General features: G+C 66.2%; 22 protein-coding genes. 2 read left to right on the top strand and 20 right to left on the bottom strand.

Annotated features, from left to right (window positions below; all coding sequences use genetic code 11):
* Positions 1-102 precede the first annotated feature (102 nt).
* The gene (locus QZM67_RS18025; protein ID WP_301805467.1) at positions 103-1,974 is read right to left on the bottom strand and encodes an ABC transporter ATP-binding protein/permease; all 1,872 of its coding nucleotides are present in this window, start codon (positions 1,972-1,974) and stop codon (positions 103-105) included.
* Between the two features lie 174 nt (positions 1,975-2,148).
* Between QZM67_RS18025 and QZM67_RS18020 the strand changes: the two genes are divergently transcribed.
* Positions 2,149-2,544, top strand: a complete 396-nt coding sequence (locus QZM67_RS18020) for an acyl-CoA thioesterase (protein WP_043190612.1) — start codon at positions 2,149-2,151, stop codon at positions 2,542-2,544.
* 36 nt (positions 2,545-2,580) lie between these two features.
* Here QZM67_RS18020 and QZM67_RS18015 read toward each other — a convergent pair whose 3' ends face one another.
* Positions 2,581-3,063, bottom strand: coding sequence for a nitrate reductase associated protein (locus QZM67_RS18015; RefSeq protein ID WP_043190609.1), 483 nt, complete (start codon positions 3,061-3,063; stop codon positions 2,581-2,583).
* Positions 3,064-3,184: 121 nt separating this feature from the next.
* On the opposite strand from QZM67_RS18015, the gene fdhD reads away from it, so the two are divergent.
* Positions 3,185-4,009, top strand: coding sequence for a formate dehydrogenase accessory sulfurtransferase FdhD (gene fdhD, locus QZM67_RS18010; RefSeq protein ID WP_301805464.1), 825 nt, complete (start codon positions 3,185-3,187; stop codon positions 4,007-4,009).
* Positions 4,010-4,060: 51 nt separating this feature from the next.
* On the opposite strand, the gene QZM67_RS18005 is transcribed toward fdhD, so the two are convergent.
* The 18 genes from QZM67_RS18005 to QZM67_RS17920 all read right to left on the bottom strand — a co-directional run bounded on the left by QZM67_RS18005 (position 4,061) and on the right by QZM67_RS17920 (position 26,139).
* Positions 4,061-4,828, bottom strand: a complete 768-nt coding sequence (locus QZM67_RS18005; protein WP_043190606.1) for an enoyl-CoA hydratase — start codon at positions 4,826-4,828, stop codon at positions 4,061-4,063.
* 92 nt (positions 4,829-4,920) lie between these two features.
* A complete protein-coding gene (locus QZM67_RS18000) occupies positions 4,921-6,120 on the bottom strand; it encodes an acetyl-CoA C-acyltransferase (RefSeq protein WP_043190603.1) in 1,200 nt (399 codons plus the stop codon).
* A 22-nt stretch (positions 6,121-6,142) separates the two neighbouring features.
* Positions 6,143-8,578, bottom strand: coding sequence for a 3-hydroxyacyl-CoA dehydrogenase/enoyl-CoA hydratase family protein (locus QZM67_RS17995; RefSeq protein WP_301805460.1), 2,436 nt, complete (start codon positions 8,576-8,578; stop codon positions 6,143-6,145).
* 113 nt (positions 8,579-8,691) lie between these two features.
* Complete coding sequence (locus QZM67_RS17990) at positions 8,692-10,479, bottom strand: acyl-CoA dehydrogenase C-terminal domain-containing protein (protein WP_043190599.1); 1,788 nt, start codon at positions 10,477-10,479, stop codon at positions 8,692-8,694.
* Positions 10,480-10,537: 58 nt separating this feature from the next.
* Positions 10,538-11,137, bottom strand: a complete 600-nt coding sequence (locus QZM67_RS17985) for a TetR/AcrR family transcriptional regulator (RefSeq protein ID WP_006751498.1) — start codon at positions 11,135-11,137, stop codon at positions 10,538-10,540.
* A 200-nt stretch (positions 11,138-11,337) separates the two neighbouring features.
* On the bottom strand, positions 11,338-12,612 hold the full coding sequence (clsB, locus tag QZM67_RS17980; RefSeq protein WP_175025233.1) for a cardiolipin synthase ClsB: 1,275 nt from the start codon (positions 12,610-12,612) through the stop codon (positions 11,338-11,340).
* Entirely contained in the window at positions 12,609-13,103 is a 495-nt protein-coding gene (nudB, locus tag QZM67_RS17975) for a dihydroneopterin triphosphate diphosphatase (protein ID WP_089451252.1), read from the bottom strand. Before nudB ends, clsB begins: the two co-directional genes overlap by 4 nt.
* Before the next feature lie 159 nt (positions 13,104-13,262).
* Positions 13,263-15,065, bottom strand: a complete 1,803-nt coding sequence (gene aspS / locus QZM67_RS17970; protein ID WP_175025235.1) for an aspartate--tRNA ligase — start codon at positions 15,063-15,065, stop codon at positions 13,263-13,265.
* Between the two features lie 67 nt (positions 15,066-15,132).
* On the bottom strand, positions 15,133-15,783 hold the full coding sequence (locus QZM67_RS17965; protein WP_011353157.1) for a DUF502 domain-containing protein: 651 nt from the start codon (positions 15,781-15,783) through the stop codon (positions 15,133-15,135).
* A gap of 61 nt (positions 15,784-15,844) precedes the next feature.
* Entirely contained in the window at positions 15,845-16,192 is a 348-nt protein-coding gene (locus QZM67_RS17960; RefSeq protein ID WP_175025236.1) for an FmdB family zinc ribbon protein, read from the bottom strand.
* A 95-nt stretch (positions 16,193-16,287) separates the two neighbouring features.
* On the bottom strand, positions 16,288-16,914 hold the full coding sequence (locus tag QZM67_RS17955; RefSeq protein WP_301805454.1) for an SAM-dependent methyltransferase: 627 nt from the start codon (positions 16,912-16,914) through the stop codon (positions 16,288-16,290).
* Between the two features lie 17 nt (positions 16,915-16,931).
* Complete coding sequence (gene ubiB, locus QZM67_RS17950; protein WP_043190583.1) at positions 16,932-18,509, bottom strand: ubiquinone biosynthesis regulatory protein kinase UbiB; 1,578 nt, start codon at positions 18,507-18,509, stop codon at positions 16,932-16,934.
* Between the two features lie 13 nt (positions 18,510-18,522).
* A complete protein-coding gene (locus QZM67_RS17945) occupies positions 18,523-19,149 on the bottom strand; it encodes an SCP2 domain-containing protein (RefSeq protein ID WP_006487883.1) in 627 nt (208 codons plus the stop codon).
* 164 nt (positions 19,150-19,313) lie between these two features.
* Entirely contained in the window at positions 19,314-20,348 is a 1,035-nt protein-coding gene (locus QZM67_RS17940; protein ID WP_043190581.1) for a Tim44 domain-containing protein, read from the bottom strand.
* Between the two features lie 41 nt (positions 20,349-20,389).
* Positions 20,390-21,121 (bottom strand): bifunctional demethylmenaquinone methyltransferase/2-methoxy-6-polyprenyl-1,4-benzoquinol methylase UbiE, encoded by a 732-nt coding sequence (gene ubiE, locus QZM67_RS17935; protein WP_043190578.1) that lies wholly within the window; start codon positions 21,119-21,121, stop codon positions 20,390-20,392.
* Between the two features lie 53 nt (positions 21,122-21,174).
* Complete coding sequence (locus QZM67_RS17930) at positions 21,175-21,588, bottom strand: gamma-butyrobetaine hydroxylase-like domain-containing protein (RefSeq protein WP_175025239.1); 414 nt, start codon at positions 21,586-21,588, stop codon at positions 21,175-21,177.
* On the bottom strand, positions 21,585-22,028 hold the full coding sequence (locus QZM67_RS17925; protein WP_043190772.1) for an HIT family protein: 444 nt from the start codon (positions 22,026-22,028) through the stop codon (positions 21,585-21,587). The genes QZM67_RS17930 and QZM67_RS17925 overlap by 4 nt, the downstream gene beginning before the upstream one ends.
* 85 nt (positions 22,029-22,113) lie before the next feature.
* The gene (locus QZM67_RS17920; protein WP_301805447.1) at positions 22,114-26,139 is read right to left on the bottom strand and encodes a DUF3683 domain-containing protein; all 4,026 of its coding nucleotides are present in this window, start codon (positions 26,137-26,139) and stop codon (positions 22,114-22,116) included.
* Positions 26,140-26,378 lie beyond the last annotated feature (239 nt).

Here is a 26,378-nt window from a genome sequence, read left to right as displayed (position 1 = left end):
ACCGTCCAACCGATCCAGCGCCCGCCGGGCCATCGTGCCGGCCCGACTCCGCCCATCAAGCAAGCCCCTCCCGCTGTGCGCCCCCGCGCGCAGCACCGCCGCTCACGCGGCCTCGGCCTCTTCCCCGCCCGCCGCCGCGCGCTGCTGCTGCAGCGCCCACATCTGCGCATACAACCCGTCGGCGCGCACGAGTTCGTCGTGCGTGCCGCGCTCGACGATCCGCCCGTGGTCCATCACGAGGATCTGCTGCGCGTGGACAACCGTCGACAGCCGGTGCGCGATCACGAGCGTCGTGCGATGCCGCGCAATCTGGTCGAGCTCGTGCTGGATCGCGCGCTCCGAGCGCGAATCGAGCGCCGACGTCGCTTCGTCGAACAGCAGCACCGGCGGGTTCTTCAGCAGCGTGCGCGCGATCGCGACGCGCTGCTTTTCGCCGCCCGACAGCTTGAGCCCGCGCTCGCCGACCGGCGTGTCATAGCCCTTCGGCAAGCTTTCGATGAAATCGTGGATGTGCGCGGCGCGCGCAGCCGCGATCACCTCGTCGCGGGTCGCGGCCGGCCGCCCGTACGCGATGTTGTAATAGATCGAGTCGTTGAACAGCACGGTGTCCTGCGGCACGATCCCGATCGACGCGCGCAGCGAATCCTGCGTGACGTCGCGGATATCCTGCCCGTCGATCCGGATCGCACCGCCGGCCTGCCGGTCGAGATCGTAGAAGCGGAACAGCAGCCGCGACAGCGTCGACTTCCCGGAGCCGCTGTGGCCGACCACCGCGGTCGTCGTGCCCGCGTCGATCGTGAACGACACGTCGTGCAGGATCTGCCGCGCCGGCTCGTACGCGAAATTCACGTGCTCGAAGCGCACCTGCGCGCCGGATACCGCAAGCGGCCGCGCATCGGGCAGGTCGGCCACTTCCTTCGCGGCCGACAGCAGCCCGAACATCCGGTCCATGTCGGTGAGGCTCTGCTTCAGCTCGCGATACACGACCCCGAGGAAGTTCAGCGGAATGTACAGCTGCAACATGAACGTGTTGATCAGCACCAGATCGCCGAGCGTCAGCTTGCCGGCGAGCACGCCCTGCGTCGCACGCCACAGGATGAACACGAGCCCCGTGCCGATGATCGCCTGCTGGCCGAAGTTCAGCACCGACAGCGAGTTCTGCGAGCGGATCGCAGCCTTGCGGTAGCGCTTGAGGTTCTCGTCGTAGCGCTGCGCTTCCCACTCCTCGTTGCCGAAATACTTGACCGTCTCGTAGTTGATCAGCGAATCGATCGCCCGCGAGTTCGCGCGCGAATCGAGCTCGTTCATCGTGCGGCGGAAATGCGTGCGCCAGTTGGTGACCTTCACCGTGAACACGATGTAGGTAACCAGCGCCGCAAACGTCACGTACGCGTAATAGGCCTCGTACTTGACCACGAAGAAGCCGAGCACGAGCCCGACCTCGACGAGCGTCGGCAGGATGCTGTACAGCGAATACGAGATCAGCTGCTGAATGCCGCGCGTGCCGCGCTCGATGTCACGCGACATGCCGCCCGTCTGGCGCTCCAGGTGAAACCGCAGCGACAGCCCGTGCAGGTGCCGGAACACCTGCAGCGCGAGCTGGCGCACCGCGCTCTCGGTGACCTTCGAGAACAGGATCTCGCGCAGCTCGGTAAACAGTGAAGTCGACAGCCGCACGAGCGCATACGCGACGACCAGCAGCCCCACGCCGCCCGCGAGCACGATGCCGGCCGACTGTTCGGCGCGGCCGATCGCGGTGATCTGCTGGACGTAGGACAGGTGGTCGACGATGCGCTTCATCACGACCGGCACGCCGAGGTTCGCGACCTTCGCGCCGATCAGGCAGGCGAGCGCGAGCGCGACGCGCCATTTGTAGGTGGTCAGGTACGGCAGCAACGACCGGATGGTCTGCCAGTCGTTGCGGGGCCCGGTCGAAGCCGGCGCGGGCTCGCCGGAAGCAGGAAATCGGCGCATGGGGGAAGGATCGGCGGCGGTGCCGGGCGCGTGCATCGGCGGCCGGCTCGCTCACTTTCTCGTACAATTTGCGAACGTTGTATTGTCGCAGAAGCCGCTTCGCGCCGCTGCCGGCGCCCTCGCCGGCCTGCCTGCGCGCGGCGGCCTATTTATTACAGGATGAAAGCCCCCGCCATGACCGATTCGACCCTCGACCTCCCGCAAAAGCAGCCCGCGCTGCGCGTCGTCCCGCAACCGCATGACGCGAACGTCCACGGCGACGTGTTCGGCGGCTGGATCATGTCGCAGGTCGACATCGCCGGCTCGATCCCCGCGAGCCAGCGCGCGAACGGCCGCGTCGCGACGGTCGCGGTCAACTCGTTCGTGTTCAAGCAGCCGGTGTTCGTCGGCGATCTGCTGAGCTTCTACGCGACCATCACGCGCACCGGCAACACGTCGATCACGGTCGACGTCGAGGTGTACGCGCAGCGCATGCGCCTGATGGGCGAGGTCGTGAAGGTCACCGAAGCGACGCTCACCTACGTCGCGACCGGCCCCGACCGCAAGCCGCGGCAACTGCCGCCGCTCTGACCGGCGCGCGCCGCGACCGCGCGGCGCACGGCCGCGTCAATGCGTGGCCGTCAGCCCGAACTCCCGCATCGCGGGCAGGAAATCGTGGTTCAGCTTCGGCTTGCGCGACAGCTTCACCAGCACGTAGCGCTGGAACGGCGCGAGCCGCTGCCACTGCGCAAGCTCGGGCGCCATCAGCCCGGCCAGCGCGCTCTGCTGCACGAGCGACTCCGGCACGATGTCGGTGGCACGCCAGGTCGGCTGCTCGTCCGGCTGGAACCACGACGGTTCCAGATCGGCATGCGTGCGCAGCATTTCGAACAGCGCGTGATCGAAGTTGGGCTCGATCGCGGTGTCCTCGTCGGCCGGAAAGCGCGCGAGCAGCTTGCGGTCCTCGAGCGGCAGCAACTGCCACTGCTCAAGCGAGATCCGCAGACCGAAACGGTCGAGATTGAAACGCACGATCATCGGGATGTACGTCAAATTTTCCGACGAATCGTGTTCGAAGTTGAATAGCAACGGAGCGTCGCTGAGTCCCATGGTCGTTACCTGACGTGGCGGATGCCGGCGCGGCCGGCCTGCCTGAGGTATTTTAGAACCTCTGCGCGCGGGCGGCGGACACGATTGTCGCCGCCCGTGCTTCGAATCAACGGGAGTGCTCGTGAATCCGACCGAAACAACCGAACCGCGCGGCGCGATCGAATTGTCCGTGCACCGCACCCGCGGCGGCATCGTCGAAGCCGCGCACGACTACGTGGGCCAGGAATGGCCGGTCGCCCTCGTGTTCAACGGCATCTCGCACGCGGTGATGATGTGCACGCCGTGCGACCTCGAGGCATTCGCGGTCGGCTTCGCGATCTCGGAAGGGATCGTCGCGCGCGGCAGCGACATCAAGGACATCGAGGTGATCCTGCACGCCGACGCGCCGCTGCCGCATGCGGAAGTCCATCTGGAAGTCGTGCAGCAGGCGTTCGCCGCGCTAAAGGACCGGCGCCGCGCGCTTGCCGGGCGCACCGGCTGCGGCGTATGCGGGATCGAAAGCATCGACCTGCTCGACCTCGCGCCCGAACGCGTGCCCGATACGGGCTTTCTGGCTCGCCTCGCGCCCGACGCGCTCGCGCGCGCGGCGCAGGCGCTGCCGGCTCACCAGGCGCTCACGCGGCTCACGGGCGGCCTGCACGCGGCCGCGTGGTGCGACGCAACAGGCGCGATCCGGATGGCGTTCGAGGACGTCGGCCGCCACAACGCGCTCGACAAGCTGATCGGCTCGCTCGTGCTGTCGCGCGCCGACACGACCGACGGCTTCGTGTTCCTGTCGAGCCGCGCAAGCTACGAGCTCGTGCGCAAGGCCGCGCGGGTCGGCATCCCGCTGGTGGCGACGATCTCCGCCCCGTCGTCGCTCGCGATCGAGATCGCGAAAGCGGCCGGCTTGCGGCTCGTCAGCTTCTGCCGCGAAACCGGCCACGTCGACTACGGCACGGCCTGAGCGCGATCGCGGGCGCGCGCCGGCGGCTCGCCGCCGGCGTGGCCTGCTCCGTCAGTCGAACTGACGGAAATCCGGCTTGCGCTTCTCGAAGAACGCCGTCATCGCCTCGCGCGCTTCCGGTGCACGCAGCATCGCGGCGAAGTGGCCCGCTTCCTCGGCCATCCGCGCCGACGTCGCAACACCACCCGTGTCTTTCAGCAGCGCCTTCGTCACGCGCAGCGACGACGCCGGCAGCGCCGCGAGCTTCGCCGCCTGCTTCGCCGCGAACGCGTCGAGTTCGGCGGCCGGCAGCACGCGGTTCACGATGCCGATCCGGTGCGCTTCCAGCGCATCGAACGCCTCGCCGAGCATCAGCTTCTCGGCGGCGACCTGATGGCCGGCCAGGCGCGGCAGCAGCACGCTCGATGCGGCTTCCGGGCACAGCCCGAGCTGCGCGAACGGCAGCGAGAACGTCGCCGTGTCGGCCGCGTACACGAGATCGCAATGCAGCAGCATCGTCACGCCGACGCCGATCGCGATGCCCGGCACCGCGGCCACGATCGGCTTGCTCGCGCTGCTGATCCGCGCGAGAAACTGGAACACCGACGCGTTCTCGTCTTTCGGCGGCGACTTCAGGAAATCCTCGAGATCGTTCCCCGCGGTGAAGTTGCCGTCGCCACCGCGCAACAGGATCACGCGAACCGCCTTGTCTTCCTGGGCTTCGGCGAGTGCGTCGGCCATCGTCTGATACATCGCCGCCGTCAGCGCGTTCTTCTTCGCCGGGCGCGCGATCGTGATCGTCATCACGCCGTCGGCGCGTTCCACTTGAATTTCGGCCACAACCGTCTCCTTTGACTTTCCTCTATCGGAATGAAAAAACGGTGCGCGAGCTCGTGGCCCGCGCACCGTCGTCGCTGTTCGTCCCGCTCCGCTTACAGGCGTTCGATGATGCCCGCGGCGCCCATGCCGGTGCCGACGCACATCGTGACCATCCCGTACTTCAGGTTGCGGCGACGCAGGCCGTGCACGACGGTCGCCGCGCGGATCGCGCCGGTCGCGCCGAGCGGGTGGCCGAGTGCGATCGCGCCGCCCATCGGGTTGACCTTCGACGGGTCGAGACCGAGATCTCGCATCACCGCCAGCGATTGCGCGGCGAACGCTTCGTTCAGCTCGATCCAGTCGAGATCGTCCTGCTTCAGGCCGGCGGCCTTCAGCGCGGCCGGAATCGCTTCCTTCGGACCGATGCCCATGATTTCCGGCGGCACGCCACGCACCGCGAAGCTCACGAAGCGCGCGAGCGGCGTCAGGTTGAATTCCTTCAGCACCTTCTCCGACACGACGAGCAGCGCGCCCGCGCCGTCCGACGTCTGCGAGCTGTTGCCGGCCGTGACCGAGCCCTTGTTCGCGAACACCGTGCGCAGCTTCGCGAGGCCTTCGATCGACGTATCCGCGCGCGGACCTTCGTCGAGCGCGATCTCGCGCGTCTTCACGTCGACTTCACCGGTCGCGAGGTTCGGGAAGCGCTCGGTGATCGTGTATGCGGCGATCTCGTCGTTGAACTCGCCGGCCTGCTGCGCGGCGAGTGCCTTGCGGTGCGACTCGACCGAGAACGCGTCCTGGTCTTCGCGGCTCACCTTCCACTGCTCGGCGACGCGCTCGGCCGTCAGGCCCATCCCGTACGCGATGCCGAAGTCTTCGTTGCGATCGAAGATGTGCGGCGACATCGACGGCTTGTTGCCCATCATCGGCACCATGCTCATCGATTCGCAGCCGCCTGCGAAGATCGCGTCCGATTCACCGACGCGGATACGGTCGGCCGCCATCGCCAGCGCCGTGATGCCCGACGCGCAGAAGCGGTTGACCGTCACGCCGCCGACCGTCTGCGGCAGGCCCGCGAGCAGCGCGCCCATCCGCGCGACGTTCAGGCCCTGCTCGGCTTCCGGAATCGCACAGCCGATGATCGCGTCTTCGATCAGCTTGGTGTCGAAGCCCGGCACCTGCGCAACCGCCGACTTGATCGCGTGGACCAGCAGCTCGTCCGGGCGCGTGTTCTTGAAGACACCGCGCGGGGCCTTGCCGATCGGGGTGCGGCTGGCGGCGACGATGTATGCGTCTTGCAGTTGTTTGCTCATTTGAAGCTCCTTATCCGCTCGCTCAGTTACGCACCGGCTTGCCGGTCTGCAACATGCCCATGATCCGTTCCTGCGTCTTCTGCGTGCCGAGCAGCTCGACGAACGCGCGGCGCTCCAGCGCGAGCAGCCACTGCTCGTCGACCAGGCTGCCGGCTTCGACGTCGCCGCCGCACACGGCTTCGGCGATGCGGCTCGCGATCAGGTAGTCGTGGTCGCTGATGAAGCGGCCGTCACGCATGTTGACGAGCGATGCCTTGATCGTCGCGATCGCCGAACGGCCTGCGACCGGCACGTCCTTCGCGCGCAGCGGTGCGCGGTAGCCGGTTGCAGCCAGCGCGCGCGCTTCCTTCTTCGCGGTGTCGAGCAGCTCGAACACGTTGAAGATGATCGTGTCGGACGGCTTCACGTAGCCCATCGCACGTGCATCGTGCGCGGACGCCGACACCTTCGCCATCGCCGCGTTCTCGAACGACTTCGTGACGAACTTCAGGATGTCGGTGGTCGCGTTCGCGGCCGTGGCGGCATCCGCTGCGCGCAGCGCCGCTTCCTTCAGGCCGCCGCCTGCCGGCACGAGGCCGACGCCCACTTCGACGAGACCGATGTAGCTCTCGACGTGCACGACGCGCTTCGCGCTGTGCAGCATCAGTTCGCATCCGCCGCCGAGCGCGATGCCCGACACGGCTGCGACGACCGGCACGTTCGCGTACTTCACGCGCAGCATGCCTTCCTGGAACTTCTTCACGAACGGCTCGATACCCTTCGCGCCGCCCATCATGAACGCGGGCATCGCCTCTTCGAGGTTCGCGCCGGCCGAGAACGGGCCGCCCGGCGTGCCGAGCTTCAGCGACGTCGGTTGCCAGATCACGACGCCCTTGTAGTCCTTCTCCGCGAGTTCGATCGCCTGCACGAGGCCGTCGATCACGCTCGGTCCGATCGTGTTCATCTTCGACTTGAACGACACGATCACAACGTCGTCTTCACCCGCACGGTCGTCGACCCAAGCACGCACAGCATCGGTCTCGAACAGCGTCTTGCCGTACGTCTTCGGATCGGCACCCGCTTCGCCGAGCAGCGGCGCGCGGAATACCTGCTTGTTGTAGACAGCGAGATCCGAACGCGGCACGAAGCGCTTCGCTGCCGGCGCCCACGAGCCTTCGGCCGTGTGCACGCCACCGTTCTCGGCGACTGCGCCTTCGAGCACCCACGACGGCAGCGGCACGTTCGCGAGGGCCTTGCCGGCCGCGATGTCTTCCTGCACCCACTCGGCGACCTGCTTCCAGCCGGCAGCCTGCCAGCCTTCGAACGGGCCTTCGTTCCAGCCGAAGCCCCAGCGGATCGCGAGATCGACGTCGCGCGCGTTGTCGGCGATCGACTCGAGATGCACGCCGATGTAGTGGAACACGTCGCGGAAGATCGACCACAGGAACTGCGCGTGCGGATGGTCCGTTTCACGCAGCAACTTCAGGCGTTCTGCCGGCGGACGCTTCAGGATGCGGCCGACGGTTTCGTCCGCCTTCGCGCCCGAATCCACGTAGGTGCCCGTCTTCGCGTCGAGCACCTTGATCGCCTTGCCTTCCTTCTTGTAGAAACCGCCGCCCGTCTTCTGGCCGAGCGCGCCCTGCTTCACCAGTTCGGCGAGCACGGCAGGCGTCTGGTAGACCGGGAAGAACGGATCGTCGGCGAGGTTGTCCTGCATCGTCTTGATCACGTGCGCCATCGTGTCGAGGCCGACCACGTCCGCGGTGCGGAACGTCGCCGACTTCGCACGGCCGAGGCGGCTGCCCGTCAGGTCGTCGACTTCGTCGAAGCGCAGGCCGAACTTCGCGGCCTCGGTGATCACCGCGAGGATCGAGAAGATGCCGACGCGGTTCGCGATGAAGTTAGGCGTGTCCTTCGCGCGCACGACGCCCTTGCCGACGATGCTCGTCAGGAACGTCTCGAGCTGGTCGAGGATCTCCGGACGCGTATGCGCGGTCGGGATCAGTTCGACGAGGTGCATGTAACGCGGCGGGTTGAAAAAGTGCACGCCGCAGAAGCGCGACTTCAGCTCGTCCGAGAAACCTTCGGACAGCTTCGTGATCGACAGGCCCGACGTGTTGGTCGCGAAGATCGCGTTCGGCGCGATGTGCGGTGCGACCTTCTTGTACAGGTCGTGCTTCCAGTCCATCCGCTCGGCGATCGCTTCGATCACGACGTCGCACTCGGCGAGCTTCGCGATGTCGTCTTCGTAGTTCGCTGCTTCGAGGTACTTTGCGTCGTCCTTCACGCCGAACGGCGCGGGCGACAGCTTCTTCAGGTTCTCGATCGCCTTCAGCGCGATCGCGTTTTTCGGGCCTTCCTTGGCCGGCAGGTCGAACAGCAGCACCGGCACGCGCGCGTTGATGAGGTGCGCGGCGATCTGCGCGCCCATCACGCCGGCGCCCAGCACGGCGACCTTGCGAATCAGGAAATTGCTCACGGGATGTCTCCGGATAGTGTCGTGCAGCGCGGGAGGGGTGGGCTGCACGGCGAAGTGAGTACCAGGAACCGTTGCGTTCGGGCGGCGCGCATCGCGCCCCGCCCGGTCTCGCGTCAGAACAGCGATTCGTCGACTTCCATCATCGTCTTCGAACCGGCGCGTGCGGCGCGGATCGTCGACGCCGTCTCGGGCAGCAGGCGCGCGAAGTAGAAGCGTGCAGTCGCGAGCTTCGACTTGTAGAACGGATCGCCCGACGCTTCCTTGTCGAGTGCGAGGCGCGCCATGCGCGCCCAGAAGTACGAGAACACCAGGTGGCCGACGGTGCGCAGGTACGGCACGGCGGCAGCGCCGACTTCGTCCGGGTTCTGCATCGCCTTCATGCCGATTTCCATCGTCAGCTTCTGCACCTTGTCGCCGATGTCGGCGAGCGGGTTGATGAACTCGGCCATTTCCGGCTTCACGCCTTCGGCTTCCGCGAATTCCGTGACGAGCTTGCCGAACTTCTTCAGCTTCGCGCCCATGTCGCCGAGCACCTTGCGGCCCAGCAGGTCGAGTGACTGGATCGAGTTCGTGCCTTCGTAGATCATGTTGATCCGCGCGTCGCGCACGTATTGCTCCATGCCCCACTCCGAGATGAAGCCGTGGCCGCCGTAGATCTGCATCGCGTGGTTGGTCGACTCGAACGCGTTGTCGGTCAGGAACGCCTTGATGATCGGCGTGAGCAGCGCGACGAGATCGGCCGCTTCCTTGCGCACCGCTTCGTCACCGTGCGACAGTTCCTTGTCGATCTGCAGCGCGGACCAGTACGTGAACGCGCGCGCGCCTTCGGCGTAGGCCTTCTGCGTGAGCAGCATGCGGCGCACGTCCGGGTGCACGATGATCGGGTCGGCCGGTTTGTCCGGTGCCTTCGGGCCCGTCAGCGAACGCATCTGCAGGCGTTCCTTCGCGTACGTGAGCGAGTTCTGGTACGCGACTTCCGTGAGGCCGAGGCCCTGCATGCCGACGCCGAGACGCGCGGCATTCATCATCACGAACATCGCGTTCAAGCCCTTGTTCGGCTCGCCGACCATCCAGCCCTTCGCACCGTCGAGGTTCATCACGCACGTCGAGTTGCCGTGGATGCCCATCTTGTGCTCGATCGAGCCGCACTTGATGCCGTTGCGCTCGCCCGGCTCGCCCGCTGCGTCGGGGATGAACTTCGGCACGATGAACAGCGAGATCCCCTTGGTGCCCTGCGGCGCTTCCGGCAGGCGCGCGAGCACGAGGTGAACGATATTCTTCGACATGTCGTGCTCGCCGCTCGAGATGAAGATCTTCGTGCCGCTGATCGAGTACGAGCCGTCGCCGTTGGGTTCGGCCTTGGTGCGCAGGATGCCGAGGTCGGTGCCGCAGTGCGGCTCGGTCAGGCACATCGTGCCCGTCCATTCGCCCGTCACGAGCTTCGGCAGGTAGCGCTGCTGCAGTTCCGGCGCACCGTGTGCGTGCAGGCACTCGTAGGCGCCGTGCGACAGGCCCGGATACATCGTCCATGCCTGGTTCGCCGAGTTCAGCATTTCGTAGAGCGCGTTGTTCACGAACGCGGGCAGGCCCTGGCCGCCGTAGTCCGGATCGCAGCCGAGCGCCGGCCAGCCGGCCTCGACGTATTGCTGGTAGGCTTCCTTGAAGCCGGTCGGGGTCTTCACGACGCCGTCGCCTTCATACGTGCAGCCTTCGCGGTCGCCGACCTGGTTCAGCGGGAACAGTACCTCGGAGCAGAACTTGCCCGCTTCCTCGAGGACCTGGTTGATCGTGTCGGCGTCGAGGTCCGCATGCTTGGGCATTTGCTTGACTTCGGCTTCGACGTTCAGAAGCTCGTGCAACACGAATTGCATGTCGCGCAGCGGCGCGGCGTACTGTCCCATGACTCTCTCCAAAGGTGGGCAAAACGGCTCGAGCTCCTGGCGGGCGGATCACGCGCCGCTAACGGCTCTCGCTCTGATACGAAACAATCGTCTTTTCCAGCGCGGCCCACGTGAGGCGCACGGCGTCCGGCGAATGCAGGAAGCGTGCGTCGTGATGCAGGCCGAGCGTGAAGCTGTACAACTCGAAGAGCATCAGGTCCGGATCCGTATCCGCACGCAGATGGCCTTCTTCCTTCGCCTGCGAAATGGCACGCAGCATCGCGGCACGCCAGGCCGTCACGCTTGCGATCAACTGCTCGCGCACGGGGCTGTCAGGCCGGTCGTCGTACTCGACGGCACCGCTGATGTAGATGCATCCGGTCGTCACCTCCTGGATGCGCTTCTCCGTCCAGCGGGCCAGCATCGCCCGAAGGCGCGGCAAGCCTCGCGGCTCGCGCAGGCTCGGAAAGAACACCTCGTTTTCGAAACGATGGTGATACTCGCGGACGACCTCGACCTGCAGGTCCTCACGCGATCCGAAGTGCGCGAACACACCGCTCTTGCTCATCTGCATGCGCTCGGCCAGCAGGCCGATCGTCAGCCCCTCCAGCCCATCACGGCTGGCGAGGTCCAAAGCAGCTTCAAGTATCGCGGCACGCGTCTGTTCGCCTTTTCGCATAGCTATTTCTGTAACCGTTCGGGGGTTCGAATAAAATCGAACGGCCGTACTATTATTGAGTGCGGCCGCTCGCGAAACAAGGAAATTATTAGAAACCGGTGTCTAACCGAGCCGCTATTTTGCGCGATTCCGGCGGGACCGGAGCGGCTTTTCCGCACGAACGTGCGGACAGATTTTTTGAAGCGAACGCTTAGTCTTCGTCAGTCGTAACCACCGACCGTCAGCGCCTTCATCACGACGCGATACGCCGTATAGGCGAGCCAGTTCAGCATGCGCTCGATGCGCGGGCGCGCGGCGAATCGTGCGGGGTCGATTTCCCGACCGTCGGCGAACGCGGCCGCGATCGCGTCGCGCAGTTCGTTCGTGACAGCATCGTAGCGCACCAGCACGACATTCGCCTCATTGTTCAACATCAGGCTCAGGGCGTCCAGGTTCGACGAGCCGACCGTCGCCCAATTGTCGTCGATCACGGCCACCTTGCCGTGCAGCATCGTCTTGTCGTATTCGGCCACGCGCACGCCCGCACGCAGCAGCGCGTGATAGAGGAACGGCACGGCCGTATCGAGTGCCGCGAATTCCTTGCGGCCGATCAGGATCCGCACGTCGACGCCGCGTCGCGCGGCGCCCGTCAGCGCACGGCGCAGCTTGCGGCCGGGCATGAAGTACGGATTGGCGAGCAGGATCCGCTGCCGCGCCTGGCCGATCGCCGCGAGATACGCCTTCTCGATCGCGCGGCGGTTCACGACGTTGTCGCGCGCGACGAACGCGACGCTCGGCTCCGTCACGACCCGCAGCGCGCCGGCCTTGATCCAGCGGTGGCTGCGCATCCAACGCCGGAACATCTCGGGGAACGCTTCGCCGCCATACAGCCCGGCCGCGTATTGCGCATACGGCTTGTGACCGAACATGATCCGGTGCCACTGCAGTTCGAACGCGGCGCGCACGTCGGACACCGCGGGCCCTGCCATCTCGACCGCGAAATCCCAGCGTGGAAACGGCAGCGTCGTGCCGCCCTGCGCGTAGTCGTCGATGATGTTGATGCCGCCGCAGAACGCGACCGCGTAATCGATCACCGCGAGCTTGCGATGCGTGCGCGAGAAGCCGAAGCGGCCGAACAGGAAACGGTTGTAGATGCAGTGCTCGACGCCGGCCTCGCCCCACGTGTCGAACAACGGCAGGCGGGCAGTGCCGATGCCGTCGGTGATCACGCGTACGCGCACGCCACGCTGCGCCGCGCGGATCAACGCGTCCGACACCGGCCGGCCGGCCGCGTCGTCGCAGAAGATGTAGGTTTCGAGCATCACCTGCTCACGGGCGGCATCGATCCGCTCGATCAGCGCCTGGAAGAATGCGCCGCCGCCCTCGCACAACCGCACGGTGTTGCCCGACGTGAAGGCGAGCCGCGACGCGGAACCGCGTTCCTGCAGGAACATCTGCCGCAATTGCGCGAAGCGCTTGCGGGCTTCCGCCGTCATGCGGACGAGCCGTGCGGCGCGCGCGACAGTGCCACGCGCGCGGGCAATTGCAGGATCGCCTCGGCGTTCGACGGCGAGAAGCAGCGCGCGGCCGCCTCGCGGAACGGCAGCCACGCATGGTCGACATGCTCGCGCGGCGACAGCGTCACGTCGACGCGATGCGGCACGCACAGGCCGAACCAGTGCTCGGTGTTGCGCGTGACGCCCGGCGCATAGCGGTGCAGGTATTGCGGATAAATCGTGTATTCGATCCGGTGGCGCCAGTCGACGAGCGCGCCGGGCGGCACGTCCGGCGTGCCGATCGTGATGCCGGTTTCCTCGGCCACTTCGCGCGCGGCGGTGACCGCGAGCGGCTCGTCGAGCGCGTCCTTCGAGCCCGTCACCGATTGCCAGAAATCAGGCTGGTCGGCACGCTTGATCACGAGCACATCGAGGTCGGGCGTGTAGATCACGACAAGAACAGATTCGGGGATTTTCGGCGGCTTCGTCATCTTTATTTCATGCGGCACGGGGCCGCGCGCCGGGCAAATGCTCCGAACGGGCGGCAAGTGCTGCGACTGTACCGCAAAAAACGAAAAAGGCGCATCGCTGCGCCTTTTTCATGTGCGTCGTGTGCGCGTGAACGCACACACGACCGGGTACGAAGCGCGTTACGCCTTCGGTTGCTCCGGCTGACGCAGACGGATGTGCAGTTCGCGCAGCTGACGCTCGTCGACCGGGCTCGGTGCTTGCGTGAGCAGATCCTGCGCGCGCTGCGTCTTCGGGAACGCGATCACGTCGCGGATCGAATCGGCGCCGGCCATCATCGTGACGATGCGGTCGAGACCGAAAGCGATACCACCGTGCGGCGGCGCGCCGTACTGCAGTGCGTCCAGCAGGAAGCCGAACTTCAGCTGCGCTTCTTCCGCGCCGATCTTCAGCGCGCGGAACACCTTGCTCTGCACTTCCTCGCGGTGGATACGCACCGAGCCGCCGCCGATTTCCCAGCCGTTCAGCACCATGTCGTACGCCTTCGCGAGGCAACGGCCCGGATCGGTCTCGAGGTACTCGAGGTGCTCGTCCTTCGGGCTCGTGAACGGGTGGTGCGCAGCGACGTAGCGCGCATCTTCGTCGTCGTATTCGAACATCGGGAAGTCGACGACCCACAGCGGCTTCCAGCCGGCATGGACGAGGCCGTTCGCCTTGCCGAATTCCGAATGGCCGATCTTAAGGCGCAGTGCGCCGAGGCTGTCGTTGACGACCTTCGCGCGGTCGGCCGCGAAGAAGATGATGTCGCCGTCTTCCGCGCCGGTGCGCTCGAGGATCGCCGCGATCGATGCATCGTGCAGGTTCTTGACGATCGGGCTCTGCAGGCCGTCACGGCCCTTCGCCTTCTCGTTGACCTTGATCCAGGCGAGACCCTTCGCGCCGTAGATGCGCACGAATTCGGTGTAGCCGTCGATGTCGCCACGCGACAGCTCGCTGCCCTTCGGCACGCGCAGTGCCGCGACACGGCCGTCCTTCGCGTTGGCCGGCGTGCTGAACACCTTGAAGTCGACGTCCTTCATCGCGTCGGTCAGCTCGGTGAATTCGAGCTGCACGCGCAGATCCGGCTTGTCCGAACCGAAACGCGCCATCGCTTCCGAGTACGGCATCACCGGGAAGGTCGCGTCGAGTTCGACGTCGATCGTCGACTTGAAGATGTGACGGATCATGTCTTCGAACAGGTCACGGATTTCCTGCTCGCCGAGGAACGACGTTTCGCAGTCGATCTGCGTGAATTCCGGCTGACGGTCGGCACGGAGGTCTTCGTCGCGGAAGCACTTGGTGATCTGGTAGTAACGGTCGAAGTTCGCGACCATCAGCAGCTGCTTGAACAGCTGCGGCGACTGCGGCAGCGCGAAGAACTGGCCCGCGTTCGTGCGCGACGGCACGAGGTAGTCGCGCGCGCCTTCCGGCGTGCTCTTCGTCAGCATCGGCGTTTCGATGTCGATGAAGCCCTGCTCGTCGAGGTACTTGCGCGCTTCGATCGCGACGCGGTAGCGCAGGCGCAGGTTGTGCTGCATCTGCGGACGGCGCAGGTCGAGCACGCGGTGCGTGAGGCGCGTCGTTTCCGACAGGTTGTCGTCGTCGAGCTGGAACGGCGGCGTGACCGATGCGTTCAGCACGTTCAGTTCGTGGCACAGCACTTCGATCTTGCCGCTCTTCAGGCCGGCGTTGACCGTGCCTTCCGGACGGTTGCGCACGAGGCCCTTGATCTGCACGCAGAACTCGTTGCGCACGCCTTCGGCGGTCGCGAACATTTCCGCGCGATCCGGGTCGCACACCACCTGCACGAGGCCTTCACGATCGCGCAGGTCGATGAAGATCACACCGCCGTGATCGCGGCGGCGCTGCACCCAGCCGCACAGCGACACGGTTTGGCCCAGCAGGTGTTCGGTCACGAGACCGCAGTATTCAGTACGCATCGACATGATGTTTGCTTTCGTTCGGTTTGATCAACGGGCGCCGCAACGCGCGGCCCGGGCGATGATTCTTTACTTACAGCGGCGGCTCGACGGGGCGGCGTGCAGGCGCCGGAGCCGGCGCCGGGGGCGCCACCACGCCCATCGAGACGATGTACTTGAGCGCGGCATCGACCGACATGTCGAGTTCGATGACTTCGCTCTTCGGCAGCATCAGGAAGAAGCCCGACGTCGGGTTCGGCGTCGTCGGGATATAGACGCTCACGTATTCTTCCGTCAGATGATTGAGCACGTCGCCGCCCGGCGTGCCGGTCAGAAACGCGATCGTATACGAGCCGCGACGCGGGTATTCGATCAGCAGCGCCTTGCGGAACGCGTTGCCGCTGCTCGACAGCAGCGTGTCCGACACCTGCTTGACGCTCGTGTAGATCGGCCCGACGACCGGGATGTGACGCACCACGGCGTTCCACCACGTGACGAGCTTCTGGCCGATGAAGTTCCGCGTGGCCAGCCCGACGACGAAGATGAACGCGAGCGTCAGCACCGCGCCGATCCCCGGCAGATGGAAGCCGAGCATCCGCTCGGGCTGCCACGATTCGGGCAGCAGGAGCAGCGTCTGGTCCATCGTGCCGATGATGAGACCGAGCACCCACAGCGTGATCGCGAGCGGGACGAGAACCAGCAGGCCGGTCAGAAACACCGATTTCAGGGTCGTCTTTTTCATCATCTGCCGTCAATGAACCGCGCCGGTGGCGCGGGTTGGTCGCAGCCCGGCCGGGCCGCGACGGTCAACTGCTGGCGGCGGGCGCTGCAGCCGGGGCAGGCGCGGCGCTCGTCGTCGTGCTGGCGGAAGGGCTTGCTGCAGCCGGTGCGGCTGCTGCGGGCGCGGCTTCCGCCGGTGCGGCCGGGGCTGCGTCGCCCGACGCCGTCGCCGGCGCGCTGGTGCCGCCCGAACCGCCACGGAAATCGGTGACATACCACCCCGAGCCCTTCAGCTGGAAGCCCGCGGCAGTGACTTGCTTGCGAAATGTATCCTTCCCGCATTCCGGACACTGCGACAGCGGCGCGTCGCTCATCTTCTGGAGCACGTCCTTCGCGAAACCACACGCTTCGCATCGATAGGCGTAGATCGGCATGATATTTTTCCCGCGGAAACTGGAAACGGCTTGCAAAACCTTGAATTATAGCCGAAACCCTGGCGCGCTCCGGCAATGGCCGCGACACGCGTGCGTCAGCGGCGGCGCCACGTGAGCCAGCGCTCGTGCCCTTCGAACACGGGCAGCGAATCGGTCACGGGCAAATCCTCGATCAGCTCGAAGTGCGGCGCGAGCAGCGCATCGAGTTCGGCACGCTCGATTCCGAACGGCGGCCCCTTCGGTTTCGCCGTCAGGAAGAAATAGCCGGCCAGCAAACCGTCCGTTGGCAGCAACTCGGCCATGCGCGCCGCATAGTCGGCGCGCATGGCCGGCGGCAGCGCGCACAGGAACGCGCGCTCGTACACCCACTGCACGTCGAACGGCGGCCGGTACGCAAAGAAATCGGCCTGCTCGACGACGGCCGCATGCGCGCCGAGCTGCGCCTTCGCGGCAACCACCGCCTGCGCGGCGAAATCGATCGCACGCACGGGCCAGCCGGCCTGCGCGAGCCACCCGGCCTCCTGCGCACTGCCGCAGCCGGGAATCAGCACCGCGCACGGCTCGAGCCGGTGCGCGAACACACGGAAACCATCCGGCACGCCACCGAATTCCCACGGCGTCATGCCACGCTCGAAACGCTCGTCCCAGAACGATGCGTCGCCGGGATCGCGCGTCGTGAAATCGGCGGCTGCCGGTGTGACGGATTGCTTCGGATCGGACATCGCCCTGCTCCTTTCGATCATGTGCCGTACGCGAGCGCGAGCAGCACGCGCGCAACGAGCGCCCCGACGCCGACGGCGAGGCCGAAGATCAGCAGCGCCTGCATCAGCCGGTTCGTCCGCTTCTGCTCGACAAGGATCTGCCGCATCAGGTCCTCGCTCGCCGCGCGCGGCGCGTCATGGCGCGCCGCCATCGCGTGATGGATCAGGCGCGGCAGTTGCGGCAGCGTCTTGCTCCACTGCGGCGCTTCGACCTTGAAGCGCTCGTACCAGCCGCGCAGGCCGATCTGCTCGGTCATCCAGCGCTCGAGGTACGGCTTCGCGGTTTTCCACAGGTCGAGCTCGGGGTCGAGCGAGCGGCCGAGCCCCTCGACGTTCAGCATCGTCTTCTGCAACAGCACGAGCTGCGGCTGGATCTCGACGTTGAAGCGGCGCGACGTCGAGAACAGGCGCATCAGCACCTGGCCGAGCGAGATGTCCTTCAGCGCACGGTCGAAATACGGCTCGCACACCGCGCGGATCGCGCTTTCGAGCTCCTCGACGCGCGTTTCGGGCGGCACCCAGCCCGATTCGAGGTGGAGCGTCGCGACGCGGTGGTAATCGCGCTTGAAGAACGCGAGGAAGTTCTGCGCGAGGTAGTTCTTGTCGAAATCGGACAGCGCGCCGACGATCCCGAAATCGAGCGCGACGTAGCGGCCGAACGTGTTCGGATCGAGGCTCACCTGGATGTTGCCCGGGTGCATGTCCGCGTGGAAGAAGCCGTCGCGGAACACCTGCGTGAAGAAGATCTCGACGCCTTCGCGCGCGAGCTTCTTGATGTCGACGCCGGCGGAACGCAGCGTCTCGACCTGGCTGATCGGCACGCCGGTCATGCGCTCCATCACGAGCACCTGCGACGTCGAGAAATCCCAGAACATCTCGGGCACGAGCAGCAGGTCGAGGCCCGCGAAATTGCGGCGCAGCTGGCTGCCATTGGCGGCCTCGCGCATCAGGTCGAGCTCGTCGTGCAGGTACTTGTCGAATTCGGCGACGACTTCGCGCGGCTTCAGGCGCCGGCCGTCTGCCCACATGCGCTCGGTCCAGATCGCGATGTCGCGCATCAGCGCGAGGTCGGAATCGATCACGGACAGCATGTTCGGGCGCAGCACCTTGACGGCCACGGCCTTGCCCGCATGCTGGCCCTGCTTGAGCTTCGCGAAATGCACCTGCGCGATCGACGCGCTCGCGATCGGCTCGCGCTCGAATTCGTCGAACAGCTCGTCGACCGGCGCACCGAGCGACTTCTCGATGATCCCGATCGCGACCGCGGAATCGAACGGCGGCACCTGGTCCTGCAGCTTCGCGAGTTCGTTCGCGAAATCGACCGACAGCAGGTCGCGGCGCGTCGATAGCACCTGGCCGAACTTCACGAAGATCGGGCCGAGGCTTTCGAGCGCGTGGCGCAGCCGCACGGCAGGCGGATCGGAATAACGGCGGCCGATCGTCGTGATCCGCAGCAGCAGCTTCACGCGCCGGTCGTCGATCCGGGACAGCATCACTTCGTCGAGACCAAAGCGGATGACGGTGTAGACAATCTTGATGAAACGGAAAATGCGCATGCCCTGCGGCCCCTCAGTGCGCGCCGCGCGGGCCGGAACCCGTGCGCGCGCCGATTTTTTGTTCGAGTCGCTCGACCCGCTTTTCGACCCGTGCGAGCGCATCGCGTGCGCGCGCCAGTTCGGCATCGAAGCCGCCGAGCGACGCGCGCCGGACGACTTGCGGGTTCTCGTCGAGCCAGTATTCGGCGACGGAATCGAGCACGTTGCGGCCGGTGCGTCGCGCGCGCGCACCGGCGTCGCGCACGACCGTCGCGATCCGGTATGCCGCCGCGTCGCCGACCAGCTTCGCGAGATCTTCTTCAGGTTCCCAGCGCAGGTGCTCGGCCAGCTTCGCGATCTGCGTCGCGAACTCCGCGTCGCCCTCGATCTTCACGTGCTTCATCACGGCCGCCTGGCCGCCCTGCAGGAACGCGGCGACCGTGTCGCCGGCGAGCGCGATCGACACGTCGACCTGTTGCGCATCGTGCGCGTCGACGGCCGACAGATAGCCGTCGGGCTGCACCAGCAGCGTGAGCGTAACGGGAGGCACGTCGATCCGGGCTGTCTTGCCCGCATACGGAATCAGGCGGTCGCGCGCCCACGATTCGCGGGCGAGCAGGTGATTGACGGCAGCAGCAAAAGGCTTGGCGGCAAAGGTCATCGGACTGGGAAAGAAAAAACCCGCGCAGGCCGGGCGCCCACGCGGGTTTCTATTGTAACGTCGGATCGTCGGCAGACCGTGGCTGACCGCACACCCGGGCGGCAAGCGGTCGCAGTACGGCGGCCGTTGCCCGGGTGTCCGGCGGCGTGGGCCGCCGGTCACGCTCAGTGCGTGTTGATCTGCTGGATGCCCGCGAGCAGCCAGCCCTGACTGCCCGACTTCGACAGGTTCCACACCTCGTCGAACGGCGCGGCCGACGCACTCGCCGATTCTCGGATCAGGCCGTGGAAGCGCACGCTCGCCGACTGCTCGATGCCGCGATCTTCGATCGCGACCAGTTCCGCGTCGAGCTGCACGACGTCGGTCTGGTTCGACTCGTTGCCACGCGAATCGAGGTCGATCTTGATCTCGGCGAACATTTCGGGCGTCGTGAATTCGCGGATGTCGGCCAGGTTGCCCTGGTCCCACGCGGCCTGCAGGCGCACGAAATAGACCTTCGAGCTGCGCAGGAACGCTTCGGTGTCGAAGCCGGCCGGCACCTGGAGCGGTGCTGCCGCACCCGCGGCCGCCGCGCCGGCGGCCGCGGCACCGCCGCCGAACACGCCTTGCGCTTCGTTCGCGTAGTTGCTGCCGCTGCCCGCGTAGTTGCTGCCGGTGTTGCCCTGCTGGAACGACGGGCTTTGCGAGTAGCCACCCGACGACGACGCCGAACCGCCGACCGAGTATGCCGGCTCCTGCGGACGACGGCGGTTCATGAACTTGCGGATCAGCCAGATACCGACCGCCGCGAGCAGCGCGATCACGATGACGTTCGCCATCATGCTTGCGAACGCGCCGCCCATGCCGAAGTGCGACAGCAGCGCCGCGATGCCGAGACCAGCCGCGAGGCCGGCGATCGGCCCGAGCCAGCGCGAGCGGTTGGGCTGCGCGGCCGGCGCCGGAGCGGCCGGGTTCGCACGCTGCGCCTGCGACGGCGCGGCCTGCTGCATCGGCTGCTGCGCGGGCGGCGTGGCCTGGCGCTGCGTGACGGTGGAGTTCTGGCGGCCGATGCTGCGCCCGCCGCCCATGCGCTTGGCTTCGGCGTCGAGCGATGCGAACGTGCCGGCCGTGAGCAGGCCGACCATCAGCAGCGTGCCGACCCGTCGAGCCCACGGCTTCGACGGCTTGCTACGGTTGAACAACGAACGCGATTCGAACATCAATTTCTCCAGATGTAAGACAAATGTATGGGAAGAGCCCCTTAGTACTTGGCTCCCATGTGTAAAGCTACCACGCCACCTGACAAATTGTAATATTTGACGGCATCGAGGCCCGCTTGTTCCATCATCGTCTTCAGCGTGTCCTGGTCGGGGTGCATCCGGATAGATTCAGCAAGATACCGGTAACTTTCAGCATCTTTCGCGAACTTGTCGCCAAGCCACGGTAATACTTTGAAAGAATACAGATCGTACGCTTTTTTCAGCGGATCCCAGACTTTCGAGAATTCCAGCACCATCACGCGGCCGCCGGGCTTCGTCACGCGGCGCATCTCGGCCAACGCGGCATCCTTGTGCGTCATGTTGCGCAGCCCGAATGCGACCGTGACCACATCGAAGTAGTTGTCCGGAAAGGGAATTTTCTCCGCGTCGCACAGCAGCGACGGCGTCACGATGCCCTTGTCGAGCAGCCGGTCACGGCCGACGCGCAGCATCGATTCGTTGATGTCCGTGTGCCAGACCTCGCCCGTCGGCCCGGCCGCTTTCTTGAACGACTTGGTCAGGTCGCCGGTGCCGGCCGCGATGTCGAGCACCTTGAAGCCGGGGCGCACGTTCGCCTGCGCGATCGTGAACGCCTTCCACGCACGGTGCATGCCCGCCGACATCAGGTCGTTCATCAGATCGTAGTTGCTCGCAACCGAATGGAACACACCCGCCACTTTCTTCGCTTTTTCGTTTTCCTCGACGCTTTCGAAGCCGAAGTGGGTTTTGCTCATCGCGTTGATCCTCAGTAAATGGCAAGACGGCGCCAAGCGGGCGCCGTCGAATTTCAGTGGCAGTGGCCGTGCGACGCACCCGCCGCCGGCATCGGGGCATCGCGCTCGACGCCCGCCGCCTTCAGTTTGTCGAAATAGTCGCGCCACAGCGTGTCCTGCTGCGTGGCCAGCTCGTACAGCAGATCCCACGAGTAGATGCCGGTCGAATGGCCGTCGGAGAAGGTCGGCTGCAGCGCATAGTTGCCGACGCCCTCGAGCGCGGTGATCGTCACCTCGCGCTTGCCCGTCTGCAGCGTTTCCTGGCCGGGCCCGTGGCCGCGCACCTCGGCCGACGGCGAATACACGCGCATCAGCTCGAACGGAATCCGGAAACTGTCGCCGTTCGGGTACTGCAATTCGAGCACGCGCGACACCGCGTGCACGACGACGCCGGACGGAATCGGCGTCGTGGAAGTCAAACCGCTCATGGCTGCCTCGAATCGGTCATGCGTTGAATTTCCTCGCGCACCGCATTGTGCAGCAGCGAGGCCTGCGCGGCGCGCGTGCGCAGCAGCGCCTCGGACACGCTGCGCTGGCGCGGCGCCCATACGGGCTGCGGGAAATGGGCGTCGTTGGAAAAGCGCGGAATCACGTGCCAGTGCACATGCGGCACCATGTTGCCGAGGCTCGCGAGATTCACCTTGTTCGGCTGCATCACGCGGCGCACGGCCCGCTCGACCGCGTAGACCACGCGCATCAAATGTGCCCGCTCGGGCTCGCCGAGATCGGAGAACTCGGCCACGTGCGCACCCCAGATCACCCGGCAGAAGCCCGGATACTCGTGCTCGCCCGTCGCGAGGACGACACGCACCGCATCGTCCCGCCAGAGCACCTCGCCGCCGTCTTCACGGCAAAACACGCATTCCATCGTCGCTCCCATGTGGACGGGCGCCGGCATTGCTGCACCGGCGCCCGCTCATTCCCGGCCCGGTCGGGCGGTCGTCATGCCCGCATTAGACCAGCACGCGCTCGATCCCGCCATTGTTCGCACGTGCGACATAATCGGCCATCCAGTTCTCGCCGAGTACCTGACGCGCGATTTCGACCACGATGTAGTCGGCTTCGAGGTTCGCATCCTCGCTGTAGCGCGACAGGCCCTGCAGGCACGACGGGCAGCTGGTCAGAATCTTCACGTCCGGGCCGTTCGCGGCCGCGGCGGCCGGCGCCGGCGCACTGCCGGCCACGACCGGGATGCTGCGCAGCTTCGCGGCACCCTTGCGGATCTCCTCTTCCTTACGGAAGCGAACCTGCGTCGACACGTCCGGGCGCGTGACCGCGAGCGTGCCCGATTCACCGCAGCAACGCTCGTTCTTCTCGATCTTGTAGCCGTCCTTCTCCGAGCCCATCAGCTCGTTGACGAGCTTCACCGGGTCCATCGTCTTGATCGGCGTGTGGCACGGGTCGTGATACATGTAGCGCGTGCCCGACACGCCATCCAGCTTCATCCCCTTCTCGAGCAGGAACTCGTGGATGTCGATGATCCGGCAGCCCGGGAAGATCTTGTCGAATTCATAGCCCGCGAGCTGGTCGTAGCAGGTACCGCACGACACGACCACCGTCTTGATGTCGAGGTAGTTCAGCGTGTTCGCGACCCGGTGGAACAGCACGCGGTTGTCGGTGACGATCTTCTCGGCCTTGTCGTACTGGCCCGAGCCGCGCTGCGGATAGCCGCAGCACAGGTAGCCCGGCGGCAGCACGGTCTGCACGCCGGCTTCCCACAGCATCGCCTGCGTCGCGAGGCCGACCTGCGAGAACAGGCGCTCGGAGCCGCAGCCCGGGAAGTAGAACACCGCTTCCGAATCGACGGTGGTCGACTTCGGGTTGCGGATGATCGGCACGATCTTGTTGTCCTCGATGTCGAGCAGCGCGCGCGCCGTCTTCTTCGGCAGGTTGCCCGGCATCTTCTTGTTGACGAAGTGGATCACCTGCTCGACCACCGGCGGCTTGCCGACCGTGGCCGGCGGGTGCTGCGTCTGCTTCGTCACGACCTTCTTCAGCATGTCGTTCGCGAAGCGCTGCACCTTGTAGCCGGCGCCCATCATCACGCTGCGCGCGACGTTGATCGTCTGCGGGTTGGTCGCGTTCAGGAAGAACATGCCCGCCGCATTGCCGGCGTTGAACTTCTTCTTGCCCATCTTGCGCAACAGGTTGCGCATGTTCATCGTGACGTCGCCGAAGTCGATCTTCACCGGGCACGGCGTCGCGCACTTGTGGCACACCGTGCAGTGGTCGGCCACGTCGTTGAACTCGTCCCAGTGCTTGATCGACACGCCGCGGCGCGTCTGTTCTTCGTACAGGAACGCCTCGACCAGCAGCGACGTCGCGAGGATCTTGTTGCGCGGGCTGTACAGCAGGTTCGCGCGCGGCACGTGCGTCGCGCACACCGGCTTGCACTTGCCGCAGCGCAAGCAGTCCTTCACCGAATCGGCGATCGCGCCGATGTCGGACTGCTTCATGATCAGCGACTCGTACCCCATCAGCCCGAAGCTCGGCGTATACGCGTTGCGGAGATCAGCGCCTTCGAGCAGCTTGCCCTTGTTGAAGCGGCCGTTCGGGTCGACCCGCTGCTTGTACGCGCGGAATTCGGCGATCTCGTCGTCGGTCAGGAACTCGAGCTTCGTGATGCCGATGCCGTGCTCGCCGGAAATCACACCGTCGAGCGAGCGCGCGAGCGTCATGATGCGTGCGACCGCCGCGTGGGCGTCCTGCAGCATCTCGTAGTTGTCGGAGTTGACCGGCAGGTTGGTGTGGACGTTACCGTCGCCCGCGTGCATGTGCAGCGCGACGAACACGCGGCCGCGCAGCACCTGCTTGTGGATCGCCTGCGCCTCGTCGAGGATCTGCTTGAACGCGCCGCCATTGAAGATCGCGCGCAGTTCCGCGCGGATCTCCTGCTTCCACGAGATCCGCACCGTGCGGTCCTGCGTGATGTGGAACACGGTCGCACCCGGCTGCTCGTCGGCGCGGTCCGCGAACTTCTCGGCGAGCGCCTCGTAACCGAGCTGCACGAGGTAGTGCTGCGCCTCGCGCAACGGCTGGTCGAGCCGGTCGCGCACGAATTCCCAGCGGGCGCGCACGCGGCTGAGCAGTTCCAGCGCCTGCTGGACACGGTCTTCGAGCAGTTCGGCGCTCGGGATCTCGTTCGCGTCGTCGGTCTTGCCGAGCGGCAGGTTGCCGGCGCGGAAAAACGCTTCCAGCGCGCCGACGAGCTGCAACTTGTTCTTCAGCGACAGCTCGATGTTGATCCGCTCGATGCCGTCGGTGTACTCGCCCATCCGGTTCAGCGGGATCACGACGTCTTCGTTGATCTTGAACGCGTTCGTGTGCTTCGCGATCGCGGCCGTGCGGCTGCGGTCGAGCCAGAAGCGCTTGCGCGCCTCCGCGCTGACCGCGACGAAGCCTTCGCCGCTCTTGCCGTTCGCCATCCGGATCACTTCGGACGTCGCGTGCGCGACCGCATCGGCATCGTCGCCGACGATGTCGCCGATCAGCACCATCTTGGGGAATGCGTTGCGCTTGCTCTTGGTCGCGTAGCCGACCGCGCGCAGATAGCGCTCGTCGAGGTGCTCGAGGCCCGCGAGGATCGCGCCGCCCTGCTTCGACGTTTCGAACAGGTAGTCCTTGATCTCGACGATGCTCGGGATTGCTTCGCGCGCCTGGCCGAAGAACTCGAGACAGACGGTGCGCGTGTGCGCGGGCATCTTGTGCAGCACCCAGCGCGCAGACGTGATGAGCCCGTCGCAGCCTTCCTTCTGCACGCCCGGCAGGCCCGCGAGGAACTTGTCGGTCACGTCCTTGCCGAGACCTTCCTTGCGGAACCGGCGGCCTTCGATCTCGAGCATCTCGCTCTTCAGCAGCTTCTCGCCCGGCGCGTACGCGCCGTCGAACCACTTCAGCTCGAAACGCGCGACCGCGATGTCGTGGATCTTGCCCTGGTTGTGCTCGTGGCGCGTGACTTCGAGCCAGTTGCCGTCCGGGTCGACCATCCGCCACCAGGCCAGGTTGTCGAGCGCGGTGCCCCACAGCACGGCCTTCTTGCCGCCCGCGTTCATCGCGACGTTGCCGCCGATGCACGATGCGTCGAGCGAGGTCGGATCGACCGCGAACACATAGCCGGCCGCTTCCGCCGCCTCGGTCACGCGGCGCGTGACGACGCCCGCGCCGGAGAAGATCGTCGGCACCTTGTGCGCGACGCCCGGCAGCTCGGTCAGCTCGACCGCGCCGAGTTGTTCCAGCTTTTCGGTGTTGATCACCGCGGAGAACGGCGTGAGCGGCACCGCGCCGCCCGTGTAGCCGGTACCGCCGCCACGCGGGATCACGGTCAGCCCGAGCTCGAAGCAGGCCTTGATCAGCCCCGCGATCTCGGCTTCGGTATCGGGGGTCAGCACGACGAACGGGTATTCGACGCGCCAGTCGGTCGCGTCGGTCACATGCGACACGCGCGACAGCCCGTCGAAGCGGATGTTGTCCTTCTGCGTGCAGCGGCCGAGTGCCTTGGTCGCGCGGCGGCGCAGGTCGGCCATCTTCTCGAATTCGTCGGCGAACTCGTTGACCGCGCGCTGCGCGGCGGTTTCGAGCATCTCGACGCGCACCGCGCGTTCGCGGCCCGCGTCGTCGCGGTGCGCGGTGAGGTCCGCGCTGCGGCGCTTGCCGATTTCGGTCAGGCGGTGGTTCAGCGCCTCGATCAGCAACGCGCGGCGCTTCGGGTTGTCGAGCAGGTCGTCCTGCAGGTACGGGTTGCGGCGCACGACCCAGATGTCGCCGAGCACTTCATACAGCATCCGTGCGGAGCGGCCCGTGCGGCGCTCGGCGCGCAACTCGTCGAGCACCGACCACGCCTCTTCGCCGAGCAGGCGGATCACGATCTCGCGATCCGAGAAGGACGTGTAGTTGTAGGGAATCTCGCGCAAGCGGGGCGCGGGGTCGGCGGCGACGGCAGCAGCCGCGCCATGCGGATCGAAAACTTGTGGTGCGTTCATGTTCGGACGACTCGGAGGGCCGATACACCGTGCACGGGCGTCGGCAAGCGCGTGGGCGCAATCTTGGGGAAATCTGTTCTGTTACCAGGCGCGCGGCTGTCCTTCATGGGGCCGGAGCGGGCGACTCGCCCCTCCTGGCCGGCGACAGGGCCTGGCGGCACTCGGAACCATCAGCACGATCGCGCGCGGCGCGCATGCCGCTCCGCCGCGGGGGTGGCTGCACGCGGCGTCGGCTTCAA

This window comes from Burkholderia sp. AU45251, from assembly GCF_030482905.1.
In the GTDB taxonomy this organism is placed as follows: domain Bacteria; phylum Pseudomonadota; class Gammaproteobacteria; order Burkholderiales; family Burkholderiaceae; genus Burkholderia; species Burkholderia aenigmatica.
The sequence above is the reverse complement of the archived record's forward strand: the minus strand, read 5'-3'. Positions and strand labels throughout refer to the sequence as shown.

Coding starts and splice junctions, on each gene's coding strand:
- QZM67_RS18025 (WP_301805467.1), bottom strand. CDS start 1,974: ATGCGCCGATTTCCTGCTTCCGGCGAGCCCGCGCCGGCTTCGACCGGG.
- QZM67_RS18020 (WP_043190612.1), top strand. CDS start 2,149: ATGACCGATTCGACCCTCGACCTCCCGCAAAAGCAGCCCGCGCTGCGC.
- QZM67_RS18015 (WP_043190609.1), bottom strand. CDS start 3,063: ATGGGACTCAGCGACGCTCCGTTGCTATTCAACTTCGAACACGATTCG.
- QZM67_RS18000 (WP_043190603.1), bottom strand. CDS start 6,120: ATGAGCAAACAACTGCAAGACGCATACATCGTCGCCGCCAGCCGCACC.
- QZM67_RS17990 (WP_043190599.1), bottom strand. CDS start 10,479: ATGGGACAGTACGCCGCGCCGCTGCGCGACATGCAATTCGTGTTGCAC.
- QZM67_RS17985 (WP_006751498.1), bottom strand. CDS start 11,137: ATGCGAAAAGGCGAACAGACGCGTGCCGCGATACTTGAAGCTGCTTTG.
- clsB (WP_175025233.1), bottom strand. CDS start 12,612: ATGACGGCGGAAGCCCGCAAGCGCTTCGCGCAATTGCGGCAGATGTTC.
- nudB (WP_089451252.1), bottom strand. CDS start 13,103: ATGACGAAGCCGCCGAAAATCCCCGAATCTGTTCTTGTCGTGATCTAC.
- aspS (WP_175025235.1), bottom strand. CDS start 15,065: ATGTCGATGCGTACTGAATACTGCGGTCTCGTGACCGAACACCTGCTG.
- QZM67_RS17965 (WP_011353157.1), bottom strand. CDS start 15,783: ATGATGAAAAAGACGACCCTGAAATCGGTGTTTCTGACCGGCCTGCTG.
- QZM67_RS17960 (WP_175025236.1), bottom strand. CDS start 16,192: ATGCCGATCTACGCCTATCGATGCGAAGCGTGTGGTTTCGCGAAGGAC.
- QZM67_RS17955 (WP_301805454.1), bottom strand. CDS start 16,914: ATGTCCGATCCGAAGCAATCCGTCACACCGGCAGCCGCCGATTTCACG.
- ubiB (WP_043190583.1), bottom strand. CDS start 18,509: ATGCGCATTTTCCGTTTCATCAAGATTGTCTACACCGTCATCCGCTTT.
- QZM67_RS17945 (WP_006487883.1), bottom strand. CDS start 19,149: ATGACCTTTGCCGCCAAGCCTTTTGCTGCTGCCGTCAATCACCTGCTC.
- QZM67_RS17940 (WP_043190581.1), bottom strand. CDS start 20,348: ATGTTCGAATCGCGTTCGTTGTTCAACCGTAGCAAGCCGTCGAAGCCG.
- ubiE (WP_043190578.1), bottom strand. CDS start 21,121: ATGAGCAAAACCCACTTCGGCTTCGAAAGCGTCGAGGAAAACGAAAAA.
- QZM67_RS17930 (WP_175025239.1), bottom strand. CDS start 21,588: ATGAGCGGTTTGACTTCCACGACGCCGATTCCGTCCGGCGTCGTCGTG.
- QZM67_RS17925 (WP_043190772.1), bottom strand. CDS start 22,028: ATGGAATGCGTGTTTTGCCGTGAAGACGGCGGCGAGGTGCTCTGGCGG.
- QZM67_RS17920 (WP_301805447.1), bottom strand. CDS start 26,139: ATGAACGCACCACAAGTTTTCGATCCGCATGGCGCGGCTGCTGCCGTC.